Origin of the sequence: Rhodococcus mengyinensis (assembly GCF_048381435.1) — a bacterium.
GTDB lineage: Bacteria > Actinomycetota > Actinomycetes > Mycobacteriales > Mycobacteriaceae > Rhodococcus_F > Rhodococcus_F opacus_D.
The window spans coordinates 20,415-32,437 of the sequence record NZ_JBLWIT010000137.1; the positions used below are offsets into that span (position 1 = coordinate 20,415).

The 12,023-nt window shown below is 71.0% G+C and carries 9 protein-coding genes; 7 read left to right on the top strand and 2 right to left on the bottom strand.

The genetic code is table 11. From position 1 onward, the window contains the following. The 6 genes from ACNJ7E_RS34185 to ACNJ7E_RS34215 all read left to right on the top strand — a co-directional run bounded on the left by ACNJ7E_RS34185 (position 1) and on the right by ACNJ7E_RS34215 (position 9,844). Positions 1 to 1,947 (top strand): FAD-dependent monooxygenase, encoded by a 1,947-nt coding sequence (locus ACNJ7E_RS34185; RefSeq protein WP_418341973.1) that lies wholly within the window; start codon positions 1 to 3, stop codon positions 1,945 to 1,947. A 9-nt stretch (positions 1,948 to 1,956) separates the two neighbouring features. Continuing rightward, on the top strand, positions 1,957 to 3,690 hold the full coding sequence (gene dhaL, locus ACNJ7E_RS34190; protein ID WP_418341974.1) for a dihydroxyacetone kinase subunit DhaL: 1,734 nt from the start codon (positions 1,957 to 1,959) through the stop codon (positions 3,688 to 3,690). Positions 3,691 to 3,816: 126 nt separating this feature from the next. Further along, on the top strand, positions 3,817 to 4,614 hold the full coding sequence (locus ACNJ7E_RS34195; RefSeq protein WP_418341975.1) for a hypothetical protein: 798 nt from the start codon (positions 3,817 to 3,819) through the stop codon (positions 4,612 to 4,614). Between the two features lie 150 nt (positions 4,615 to 4,764). Beyond that, complete coding sequence (locus ACNJ7E_RS34200; protein ID WP_418341976.1) at positions 4,765 to 5,022, top strand: hypothetical protein; 258 nt, start codon at positions 4,765 to 4,767, stop codon at positions 5,020 to 5,022. 5 nt (positions 5,023 to 5,027) lie between these two features. Further along, positions 5,028 to 9,539, top strand: a complete 4,512-nt coding sequence (locus tag ACNJ7E_RS44040) for a cation-translocating P-type ATPase (RefSeq protein WP_489686851.1) — start codon at positions 5,028 to 5,030, stop codon at positions 9,537 to 9,539. Positions 9,540 to 9,571: 32 nt separating this feature from the next. Beyond that, positions 9,572 to 9,844, top strand: coding sequence for a hypothetical protein (locus tag ACNJ7E_RS34215; protein ID WP_280782121.1), 273 nt, complete (start codon positions 9,572 to 9,574; stop codon positions 9,842 to 9,844). A 14-nt stretch (positions 9,845 to 9,858) separates the two neighbouring features. Here the strand turns inward: ACNJ7E_RS34215 and ACNJ7E_RS34220 are convergent, their stop codons facing one another. Together ACNJ7E_RS34220 and ACNJ7E_RS34225 are read right to left on the bottom strand one after the other, a co-directional pair. Continuing rightward, the gene (locus ACNJ7E_RS34220) at positions 9,859 to 10,365 is read right to left on the bottom strand and encodes a WKL family lipoprotein (protein WP_005252352.1); all 507 of its coding nucleotides are present in this window, start codon (positions 10,363 to 10,365) and stop codon (positions 9,859 to 9,861) included. 113 nt (positions 10,366 to 10,478) lie between these two features. Beyond that, a complete protein-coding gene (locus ACNJ7E_RS34225; protein ID WP_005563493.1) occupies positions 10,479 to 10,748 on the bottom strand; it encodes an ANTAR domain-containing protein in 270 nt (89 codons plus the stop codon). 135 nt (positions 10,749 to 10,883) lie between these two features. On the opposite strand from ACNJ7E_RS34225, the gene ACNJ7E_RS34230 reads away from it, so the two are divergent. Then, a complete protein-coding gene (locus tag ACNJ7E_RS34230) occupies positions 10,884 to 11,981 on the top strand; it encodes a GIY-YIG nuclease family protein (protein WP_280782120.1) in 1,098 nt (365 codons plus the stop codon). Positions 11,982 to 12,023: the final 42 nt, after the last annotated feature.

Below are 12,023 nucleotides of genomic sequence, written 5' to 3' on the forward strand. Positions count from 1 at the left end.
ATGTCCACCTACTTTCAGCCACAGAAGTACCCGGCGACGGAGTTCGCGTCGACCGGTGCAACCGACGAGGCCCTGCCCGTCGTCGTCGTCGGCGCGGGACCGGTCGGCATGGGCGTCGCGCTCGGCCTCGCGCAGCGCGGCATCCCCGTCACCGTGCTCGAGGCCGCCGACCAGGTGTCGTTCGGCAGCCGCGCCATTTGTATCTCCCGGCACAGCCTCGAGGTGGCCGCCCGGCTCGGTTTCGGCCCGGAACTCGAGAAGATCGTGCTCCCCTGGGTGGGTGGGCGCAGCTTCTACCGCGACGAGCAGGTGCTGCACTTCCAGATGGCGCACGGCGAACACGACGTCCGCGGGCCCATGGTCAACGTATCGCAGTCCGAGATCGAACAGATCATGACCGACACACTGCTCGCGCACCCGCTGATCACGTTCCACTGGTCGTCGAGCGTCGCCGGGGTGCTGCGGTCGGACGAGGACGTGACGCTCGACGTCGACACCGCGTTCGGTGCTCGCCGACTCCGCGCGCGCTGGGTGGTGGCCGCCGACGGCGGTCGCAGCCGGATGCGCGAACTCGCCGGAATCCGGTTGCAGGGAAACAGCTATCAGGGCAATTACGTGATCGCCGACATCCACTGGGAATCGACGCTGCCCGCCGAGCGGATGGTGTGGTTCGACCCGCCGAGCAACCCCGGCTCGACGATCATCATGCATCAGCAACCCCGCGACATCTGGCGCATCGACTATCAACTCGACAGCTCCGACGACGCCGAACTCGAGACGCAGGAAGACCGCATCCGCGACCGGATCACCCGGCACCTCGACTGGCTCGAGAACGACGTGCCGTGGACCCTCGAATGGCACGGCTTCTACCGCGCGCACGCGCTCGCGCTGGAAGACTTCACGCACGGTCGCATCCTGTTCGCCGGGGACGCCGCCCACCTGGTGCCGATCTTCGGCGTCCGCGGGCTGAACTCCGGCATGGAGGACGCCGAGACCCTGGCCTGGACCCTGGCCGCCGTCGTCCACGGGACCGCGGACAAATCTCTCCTGCGGGCATATTCGGCCGAGCGGCGCGCCGCCTGGCAGCAGAACGTCGACAACGCGGGCAAGTCGACGCTCATCATGTCGCCCGGCAGCCACGGCTACCGCACCACCCGCGACGCGGTGCTGGCGCTGGCCACGACCCGTCCGGAGTTCGGTCACCTCATCAATCCGCGGCAGTCGAGTGCGACGCACGCGCACCTGTCGCCGCTCACGTGGCCGGTGGCCGCGGGGACGACCGGCGTGCTGCCCGGGGATCCGATGGAGGACCGGCGCGTCCGCGTCGTCACCGCCGACGGGTCGGTGGAGTCGTCGCTGAACCGGGTCCGGGGAACGGGTTTCGCGCTCCTCGGTGTCGGAGTCGACGCGGCCGGTGCCCGGATGATCGCCGCACACGCATCCGTTCTCGCGATGGCGCTGTCGCCCGAATCGGTGCGGGCGGTCGTCGTCCCGGCACCGGGTGCGGCGGTGGCCGCGGCGGCCGACCTGACGGTCCTCGACGACCCCGACGGTGCGCTGCCGACGGCTCTCGGTGCGGCCGCGGGTGAGTGCTTTGTGATCCGCCCGGACGGACTCGTCCTGTGCCGGGTCCGCGACCTGTCGCTGCTCGGCAACGTTCACGACCACCTGAAAACGGCAACCGCCCCCACTCTGGGCGTCGTCCCCGCGCACACGGAGACGACGGCGACACCGGACGAACTGCTGCGCGAGAACGTGTGGATGGGACTGTCGGAGGCGCTCGACCAGTCGGACGAATCGGACCGCGAGGGATTCCTGACCCGGCTCGCGCTGCTGCTCGGATCGCAATCGGGCCTGCGGGAGTTCGAGGAAGCGCTGGCCGCCGCCTCCCACGTGAGTGGCAAAGTGTGCTCCGGCACTTCGCGGCACTCACATGCGGACGCTTAGCCTGGGGGCATGGCGCACCCACAGTTCCTGAACTCGCCCAAGTCCTTCGTCGTCGACGCGCTCCGCGGAGCCGTCGCCACCACCGACGATCTCGAATGGCATCCGGAACCGGGTTATCTCACACGGCGGGAACCGTTGCCGTCCGGGCAGGTCGCGTTGCTGTCGGGCGGCGGGTCCGGGCACGAACCGCTGCACGCCGGGTTCGTCGGCCGGGGCATGCTCACCGGAGCCTGCCCCGGCCTGATCTTCAGTTCGCCCAACGCGCTGCAGGTGCGGGCCGCGACCCGGGCCGTGGACGCGGGCGGCGGAGTCGTGCACATCGTGAAGAACTACACCGGCGACGTCCTCAACTTCCGCATCGCCGGCGAACTGGCGGCGGAGGACGGCGTCAGGGTCGAGCACGTGCTCGTCGACGACGACGTCGCCTCCGAACGGGAGGACGGGCCCGGACGTCGCGGCACCGCGGCCACGATCGCGGTCGAGAAGATCTGCGGCGCTTCGGCCGAACGCGGCGACGACCTCGCCACCGTCGCGGAGTTCGGGCGACGCACCGCCCGGAATTCCCGCAGCATGGCGGTCGCCCTCAGCGCGTGCACCGTTCCGGGGGCGGACTCGCCGTCGTTCGACCTCCCGGAGGGGCAGATCGAACTCGGGATCGGCATCCACGGCGAACGTGGAACCGAACGGGTCGACGCGATGGGGGCGGCCGAACTGGTCCGCCGGCTCACCGACCCCGTGCTCGCCTCCCTCGGCGTGGAGCGGGGCGAGCCGGTGATCGCGATCGTCAACGGGCTCGGAGCGGCCCATCCGCTGGAGCTGCAACTGCTGTTCGGTGAGCTCGCCGACCACCTCGCGGAGCGGGGTGTGGTGATCCGTCGCTCGCTGGTCGGCAGCTTCGTCACCGCCCTCGACATGGACGGCGCGTCCATCACGCTGGTGCGCTGCGACGACCAGCTCCTCGACCTGTGGGACGCACCGACCGCCGCACCGGGATGGCCCAACGCCCCGGCCGGGGAATTCCGCGGCATCGCAGACGAATCCGAGGTGCGGTTCCGGTCGAACGTCGCCTCCCGCGAGGACGAGGCGGAGGTGCCCGGAACCGCCGACGCGCTGGGCCGGGCGGCGGTGGGTGCGTGGATCGGCGCGTTCGTGGAAAAGGTGCTCGCCGAGGAACCGAACCTCACCGACCTCGATCGCCGCGCGGGCGACGGGGACTTCGGCACCAACATGGTGGCCGCCCTCGACCACGTCGACGTTCCCGGGATCCGCGACCGCTACTCTCCGGCGACGGTGTTCGAATCACTGTCCGACGCCTACCTCGGTCACGCGGGTGGCACGTCCGGCGCGCTGTTCGGTGTCTGGTTCCGGCAGTTCTACCGGGTGGCCGCCGACGCACCGCACGGACTGGACACGAAGGCGATCGCCGCCGCGGCACGAGCAGGCCTCGACACGATCCAGGAACTCGGTGGGGCGCAACCCGGAGACAAGACGATGATCGACGCCATCGCCCCCGCCGTCGCCGCCCTCGAATCGGCCGTCGCGGCCGGGAAGGGTCCGGCCGAGGGTCTGGCCGAGGCCGCGGACGCCGCCGCCCGCAGTGCCGAGGCCACCGCGGACATCACCGCGCGGCGCGGCCGGGCCAGTTACATCGGTGAGGCGGCGCGCGGCGTCGTGGACCCCGGTGCACTGGTGCTGTCGTGGTTCTTCGCCGAGGCCGCGGAAGCGGCCCGCACGGTCGGGTAGTCACCGCGCGCGGGGCTCGGCACGTAAGGTGAGGAGAAGAACCCCCGAGTCGTGCTGTGCAAACCCGTCGCCACACCTCTCTCCACCTGCGTACGGGACGCAGAATCAGGGACGGACACGTAGACAGTGGAAGACACCGCCAGCCGGGGAATCCAGGCTTTCATCGCCGACGTCGTGGAACGGGGCGGCAAAGCCATCCGGCTCACCCACTCGCGACGTAACCCCGTCCAGGTCTGGGGCGACGACGGCACGAGCTGCATCGTGCGGGTGCGCTCCAAGCTCAGCGGCGACTGGCAGGCCCGCAAACAGGACGAATCGCTCGACGACGACGACACCGGCTCGCAGTTCTGGGTGTTCGTGGATCTCGCGAGTTCGCCGGAGGAGTTCTTCGTCGTGCCCTCATCCGAGGTCGCCGACGACATCCGCGCCGAGGTGGATCTGTGGATGATGGACACCCCCGGCCGCACGCGGACCGGACATCACGCGATCCCGCTGAGCCGGATCGCGCACGGTCGCGGGCGCTGGGACTTGCTCGGGCTGGCGGGGGAGAAAGACCCCAGCCGGTACAGCGACGCGCAACGCGCGACGACGGCGGCGACGTTGCGCGCCGACGCCGACGCCCGCGCTTCGGCCCGGAAGAAGCCGGCCAAGGCGACGGCGGCGTTGGAGGAATTGATCGATACCCGCCTCGAGGTCGTGGCCGACTTCGAGGGATATCGGTTGGTCGGACGGTTCGACCCCGACACCCAGACTCTGGAGATCATGCGTGGTCCGATGCAGGGCCGCCGGTTCCCCGACCCCACGACGGCGGCGACCGCTGTTGCCAGTCACATCAGCGGAGACATCGAAACCCACGACGGCTGGGACTTCTGGCGCACCGAACAGGGTGATCGAATTCCTATGGGGCAGAACAGTATCCGATAGCAGCTGAGAGTTCCCTGAAACTGTTCCGGCGCGCGGCGGTTGAGAATACCCTGAGGTGGGTACCGCAGACATGATCCGCCGTGCATCGGCGGTTGTGGCCACGGCCGATGGGAGCTCATCATGCGAATCGTCGATGGCACAGTGCACGCAGTGTCAGGTGCTGCGAACGCGACGACCAGTGCGGTCGGCGCGGTCGGAGGGGCCGCGATCGGTGGTGTGGTCGGCGGAGTGCGCGGAGCGGCGAGCGGGGTCCGGTCCGGCATGGAGAGCGGGAGTCATTCGACGCCTGCCGCCGCGCTGACCTTGGCCGCCGTCGGCGTGGCCGGACTGGTCGAGTGGCCGGTGCTGGTCACCGTGGGCGGGGCGGCGCTCGTGCTGCGGCAGTTCGGCGTGGGTTCCAGGCAGTAGCTGCCGTGGGACTCGGTCGATACGTCCGTGCCGCTGCATCCCTGCCGGTGCGCGGCGCCGGTGTCGGACTCGGGGTGGCGTCTTACGGAGGCACGGTCGTAGCCGATCTGATATCCACCACCGCACGGACCGCGACGCAGATCGCCACCGAGGTGCTCGGGGGAACCCCGGCCCGCCGCACGAGTTCCGGACACGGCCGTGCCTGGATCGAGGTCCGCGGACTCGACGGACCTCGCGGGGACGACGTGGCCGCGACCGTTCTCGGCGCCGTCCGGGAAACCGCCGGTGTGGCGGGAGCCGAACTCAACCGCGCGCTGTCCCGGCTGGTGGTGACGGTCGACGAGCACGGACCGTCGGTGGCCGCGCTGTGTGCCGTGGTCGCGGGCGCGGAGGATGTCGCGCGACCGATCGCCCGCGGTGCCGTCCGCGACCGGCCCGGAGAACTTCCCGGCGACGACGTCGCACTCGCCGAACGCGCGCTCGCACTGGCCGCCGTCACGACGGGCCTGGTCGCGGCCGCCGGCGTTCGCCTGCTTCCGATGCCGGCCCTGCCGGCGGCGGTGCCAGCCGCCGCCGTCACGTTCGTCAACTATCAACCCCGATTGCGCAGCATGGTCGAGGACCGGCTCGGGCCGGACGCCGCCGAACTGCTGCTCGCCACCGCTCAGGCCGTCGGCGACGTGCTGCGGCGGGCACCTGCGTCACTCGCCGTGGACGTGGCATTGCGGTCGGCGATCACGGCGGAGGCGTGGTCGGGCCGGCGGGTGTGGCACCGCCGCGAACCCGAACTGGCCCGGGACCCCGCGGACGACACGGAGCGCCCCGCCCGCCCGCGCGGCGCATCGGGACCGGTGGAGCGGGACGTGGACCGGGCGGCGATCGCGCAGTGGGTGGGCGCGACCGCGGTGGGAGCGGCGACCCGAAGCGTCGCAGGCGCCGCGGACGCGGCCCTGGTCGCCGCGCCGAAGGCGGCGCGCACCGCACGCGAGGCCTTCGCCGCGACACTGGGCCGTGGACTGGCCGATCGCCACGCCGTGCTGGCCCTGCGTCCCGGCGCGCTCCGCTGCCTGGACCGGGTCGACGCGGTGGTCGTGGACCCGTCGGTGCTGCACACGGCCGAACTTCGGGTGAGCGGGATCCGTGCGGTTCGGGACGCCGACCGGACGAGAGTGTGGGAGGCCGCTCGATCTGCCGTGGAGGCCGGCGCCCTCGGGGTGGGCTGGCACGCGCTGACCGACCTTCCGGATGATGTCGCCGCGGCAGCCGTGGACGAAGATGCCGCCGTACTCGTGACCCCGGCGCACCATCCGAGCGCGGCGGCCGTGCTCGCGCAGGCGCGCTCGTCGGGCGCCCAGGTGGTGTCGGTGAACGTGGATACGCTCGGCGGACTCCGCTCGGCGTTCGACGATCTGCTCCCGTCGAGCGGATCACTGGATGTCGATCTGCGCGACGCCGTCGCGCAGTTGCAGGCGAACGGCGCGACGGTGGCGGTGGTCGCCGGCCGGGCGCCGCACGCACTGTCGTCCGCCGATGTCGGTATCGGTGTCCTCGTCGACGACGCCCCGCCGCCGTGGTGCGCGGACCTGCTGGTCGACGACCTCGTCGGAGTGTGGCGGGTGCTGCGGTCCCTGCCGGACGCGCGGACGGCGAGCAGGCGCGGCGTCGAGATCGCAACGGCGGCGTCGATGCTCGGTGCGCTCGTCATGCTGCCGGGAGTGCGTGGGCGTGGACCCGGACCCGTCACGGTCGGCGCGGCGGCAGGACTGTGGACGGGGCATTCCCTCGCGCGCGCTGTGCTGCGGGCCGAGGTTCCACCCGCCGCCCCGGTTCACGCCTGGCACGAGATGCCGGTGCCGGACGTGCGCCGGCTGCTTCCCGCGCGCAACGAGGAGGAGGCCGCGGTCTCCCGGCGCCGGTCGGTGAATCTGGTGCTGACCCCGGTCGAGGCGATCGGGCGGCTCACGGCGTGGCCGGTCGGGTTGGCCTGGGATTTCGGCCGGGCGATGCGGACGGAACTGTCGGATCCGCTGACCCCCGTCCTCGCCACCGGATCGGCGGCGAGCGCCCTACTGGGGTCGCCGATCGACGCGGTGCTCGTGGGGTCCGTGCTGGCGGGCAACGCCGCGCTGTCGGCCGTGCAACGCCTGCACGCGGAACGTCTGCTGAACCGGTTGCTGGCGGCGGGCGATCCGCCCGCGCATCGCGTCGCCGGGCCTCCGGAGCGCCGGGTGACCGAGCGGGTGGAGGCGTCGCGGTTGCGGCCGGGCGACGTGATCGAGATCGGTCCCGGCGAGGTGGTGCCCGCCGACGGCCGGCTCGTCGAGGCGTCGGGCGTCGAAGTCGACGAGTCCTCGCTCACCGGGGAATCGCTGCCGGTGAGCAAGCAGACGTCGCCGACTCCGGGCGCACCACTCAGTGACCGCGCCTGCATGGTGTTCGCGGGGACCACGATCCTCACCGGCACGGCGGCGGCGATCGTCACCGCGGTGGGCGACGCAACGGAAGCGGGACGCGCGGGTGCCCTCACCCCCGCGAGTGCGTCGCACGTGGGTCTGCAGGCGCAGCTCAGAAGCCTCACCGACCGGGTGCTGCCCGTCAGCGTGGGAGGCGGCGCGCTGGTCACCGCCGTCGGGTTCCTGCGCGGCACCGGACTGCGGCAGGCCGTCACGAGCGGCGTCGCGGTCGCGGTGGCGGCGGTTCCCGAGGGTCTACCGCTCGTCGCGACACTCGCGCAGCAGGCCGCCGCACGCAGACTGACGAGGTCGGGCGCACTGGTGCGGACGCCGCGGTCCGTCGAGGCGCTCGGCCGCGTCGACGTGGTGTGCTTCGACAAGACGGGCACCCTGAGCGAGAACCGGCTGCGGGTCGTCATCGCCGTCCCGGAGCCGGGGTTCGATCGCGAGGACGTGCTCGTGTGCGCGGGCCGGAGCGCCGTGACCCCCGACGGCAGTCCGGCCGCGCACGCCACCGACGCCGCGATCGCCGACGCTGCAGTGGACCTGCTACCGCAGGAGGAGGACCGGAGCAGTTACCTTCCGTTCCGCTCCGGACGGCCCTACTCCGCCTCGCTGTCCGGGACACACGTGTCGGTGAAGGGTGCACCGGAGGTCGTGGTCGCGGCGTGCACCGGCATCGACGCGGACGAGGTCCACGACGCCGTTCTCGGCATGGCTGCCGACGGGTTACGCGTCATCGCCGTCGCCCGCCGGACCGTCACGCCCTTCCAGGCGCGTCGCGCGGCCGACGACACCGCGGTGCTCGACGATCTGTGCGGCAGTGGGCTGCAACTCGTCGGACTGCTCGGGCTGGCGGACACCCCGCGTCCCGAAGCGGCCGGACTGCTCCCGGCACTGGAAGGGCTACAGGTCGGGGTCCGGCTGATCACCGGCGACCATCCCGTCACGGCCACCGCCATCACGAAAGAGCTGGGACTGGCGGTGTCGTCCGAGCAGGTGATCAGCGGGACCGACTGGGACACCCTGTCGCACCGGGGGCAGGAGAATGCCGTCGAGAAGTGCGTCGTCTTCGCCCGGATGTCGCCCGAGAACAAGGTGCAGATCGTGCAGACCCTCGAGCGAGTCGGTCACGTCTGCGCGATGGTCGGCGACGGCGCCAACGACGCGGCCGCGATCCGGGCGGCCAGCGTGGGGATCGGTGTCAGCTCACGCGGCAGCGACCCGGCCCGCAGCGCCGCGGACGTGGTGCTCCTCGACGGCCGTGTCGACGCGTTGCTCGACGCCCTCGACGAGGGCCGTCAGCTGTGGCGGCGGGTGCAGGCGGGGGTGTCGGTGCTGCTCGGCGGGAACGCCGGGGAGGTGGCGTTCGCCCTGATCGGCAGCGCGATCGCCGGACGGTCGCCGCTCACCGCGCGTCAGCTCCTGCTGGTGAACGTGCTCACGGACGCCCTGCCCGCGGCCGCCCTCGCGGTCAGTCCGCCCAACGAACAGGCCCGGGGAGAGGGCCGCGGCCCGGACAGCGCTGCGCTGTGGCGGACCGTCGCGATCCGCGGCGCCGCCACCGCGGCAGGCGCGACGACGGCGTGGGCGCTGGCGAGCGTGACGGGCAGGCAACGCCGGGCGTCGACGGTCGGGCTGGTGGCGCTGGTCGGCACGCAGCTGGGTCAGACACTGATCGATTCGCGGAGTCCGCTCGTGGTGCTCACCGCGGGCGGTTCACTGGCCGCACTCACCGTCATGGTGAGTACTCCCGGGGTCAGCCAGCTCCTCGGGTGCACCCCGCTCGGACCGGTCGGGTGGGCCCAGGCGCTGGGCTGCGCGGGTGCGGCGGCCGCGGCGGCCGCGTTCGCACCGGGGCTGCTCGAAAAGCTTGTGGGCGATCAGTCGACGATCTCGATCACGCCCGCCCGCAACAGCACCGCATACACCTCCCGCAGCGGTGGGGTGAGCACGCGGGTGACCACCCCGGTCAACGGGTCCCCGGCGGCGGAGAAGACACCGGCAGCGGTCTGGGCGACGGAACTCAGCACAGCTGACACGGTCCGCGATCAAGGTGGCTGACCGGGAAACGGCACGGACAAGGGAGACGAACTATGGCCCAACGAACGTCGGAGGCGGAATCGCAGAGCGACGCCGTCCAGCGGGTGCGGGAGGCCCGCAGCTTCGCGGTGCAGCTACCGATCCTCGGCAGAGTGCCGCTGCCGAGGCCCGAGCAACTGGCATTCTTCGCGGCGATCGGCTTGCTCGCCGCCGTCGAGATCATCGAATGGCCGGTTGCCCTGACCATCGCGGCAGGACACATCCTGATCACCGATCAGCACAACCGCGCCGTCCAGGAGATCGGGGAGGCCCTGGAAGGCGCGTGACGCGGAAGTCCGGATCAGGCGGGCGGGCAGGCCGGCGACGTCAGCTGCGCGATCGCCACGATGGAACATGCCGTCGCCTTCGACAATTTCCACGTCCCGTTCTCGCCCGGCACGAAGATGGCGGGCAGGGTGTTCTGCTGCACCTGGCCGTTGATCGTCAGCTGCAGCTGCGCGCTGGCGCTGCCGTCACCGTTGTCGATCACCGGGTCCAGGACCGTGACCTGCGCGCCCGCCTGCTGGGCGGCGGCAGCAACCTGATTGAACAGGTTCGGGTCCTGCTCCGAACCCTCCACCATCGCGATCTTCTCCTCGAGCGGAGTGGCCGGGTCGAGGCCCTTCGCCAGCAGGGCGTTGAGTTCGGCCGCGGTCGGCAGAACGAGGTCGTCGGTGGTCTCGGCCGCTGCCGTGGTCGTGGACGTGGTGGTTGCGCTCGGGCCGGACGGCTCGTCGGAACCACAAGCGGACATCGTGAGGGCTGCGGCGATCGCTACCGCGGCAACCGTGATTTTGCGGATCGTCAACTCAGTTACCTCTTCGTATCTCGGTGCGCTGGTCGTTCGGTCTCACATCGAGTCTGAAGGTTTGAGCAGCGTCGCGCCGTCGAAGCCAGAGAATTCTCAGACTTCGACCGAATTCACGCAGCCGTACCGAACGCGCCGCGGTACGGAGTGGCGTGGCTCCACTGCAGAGCGGCAGCCGTGACGTCGGACGCGGGAAGGTCGTGGTGATGGGTCTGGATGAACGCGATCAGTGCGCGGGCGGTGCGCGCGAGGGCGACCTTGTGCCGGCGCGACGTCTCCGCGAGTTCGGTGAACGCGTCGTTCTCGGAGCATCCGCGGTAGGCGATGAGAATGCCGACCGCGATGTCGACGGCTGTGCGGGTGGAGTAGCTGGGCGCTGTCATGAATGTTCTCCCAACCTGCGTCGCAATGGGTACCACTCCATCCTCCCGCACTCGGTAGGACGTCGAAAGGGTTCGAATCTCCTCGAGCCTTCCTCGTGCGAGTTCTTCACCCAGGTTTTCCCTTACGGTAGGGGCATGGCTACCGTCTGGACGATCCCGATCGACATCACTTCTCGCTGGCTCGACAATTCCGAGGTCCAGACTTTCCTCGCGTCCAACGACCTGGACAACGCGGCACCCGACCCCCGGGTGCGGTTCGCGCAGTTCGCGGACGTCACGAAGTCGCTGGAACGGCACATCGGGCACACCTTCTCCTCGGTGCAGGGCGCGGCCACCGCACTCTTCGACGGCATCGACGGCGGTGTGCCCGTCGCGTTGAAACTGGCGGCGCTGCGCCTGATCCTGAAGGAGGTGTATCAGACCCGCCACGCGCCGCAGCCCTTCCCGAAGCGGGTCGGTGAGGAACTCGGCACCTACGTCTACGCGCTGCTCGATCCCCGCAACAGGTCGGTGTTCTACGTCGGCGCCGGACGCGGCACCCGGGTGTACGGCTACGTGTGGGAGGCGTTGGCCGAGAACGAGCACCGGAAGACGCTCGAGGATCCGGAGACCGACAGCGCCGAGGTGAAGGCCGCGACGATCGCCCGCATCCGCGAGATCTACGACTCCGGCCACGAGGTCGAGCACTACGTCGTGGCGCATCGGATCGCCGACACCGGGGACGTCGCCGGCGCGGTGCGGGGCGGAGTCGTGGGAGCGTTGGGGCTGAACGAGGGTGCGGTGCTCAGCAATCTCGCCGGTGGCGCGGGCGAGCATCGCGCGGTACCCGTCGACGACCTCGTGTTGCAGTACGCAGCAGAACCCGTCCCGAACCTGCCGACCCCCTGCGTCGTCCTCGAGGTGCCCGCCGCGTCCCGGCGCGGCGTGACGCCGGAAGAGGTGTACGAACTGTCCCGCGGCGCGTGGGCGGCAGGCGCTGCCGTCCGCAACACCGACGACATCCCGGTGATCGTGTTCGCGGACAACATCGTTCGCGCCGCATACCGTGCCAAGTCCTGGTCGTCCGTCGCACGACCCGGTGACGCGGCGCTGTGGCGGTTCACCGGCGAGCCCGACACCGAACTGGAGAGCCAATTCGTGAACAAGCGCATCGTCCCCGCCAAGGTCGGTCTGAAGAAGTGGCCCACCCACGGCTGGGTCCCGCACCTCACCCAGGCGCGCCCCGGCCGCTGACGTGAGTGGCGAAGCGTGCCCCGGCACACTTTGCCACTCACC

Bases quoted from the DNA above. Each gene is read 5' to 3' on its own strand.
- ACNJ7E_RS34225 (WP_005563493.1), bottom strand. From the start codon at position 10,748: ATGACAGCGCCCAGCTACTCCACCCGCACAGCCGTCGACATCGCGGTC.
- ACNJ7E_RS34230 (WP_280782120.1), top strand. From the start codon at position 10,884: ATGGCTACCGTCTGGACGATCCCGATCGACATCACTTCTCGCTGGCTC.
- ACNJ7E_RS34215 (WP_280782121.1), top strand. From the start codon at position 9,572: ATGGCCCAACGAACGTCGGAGGCGGAATCGCAGAGCGACGCCGTCCAG.
- dhaL (WP_418341974.1), top strand. From the start codon at position 1,957: ATGGCGCACCCACAGTTCCTGAACTCGCCCAAGTCCTTCGTCGTCGAC.
- ACNJ7E_RS34185 (WP_418341973.1), top strand. From the start codon at position 1: ATGTCCACCTACTTTCAGCCACAGAAGTACCCGGCGACGGAGTTCGCG.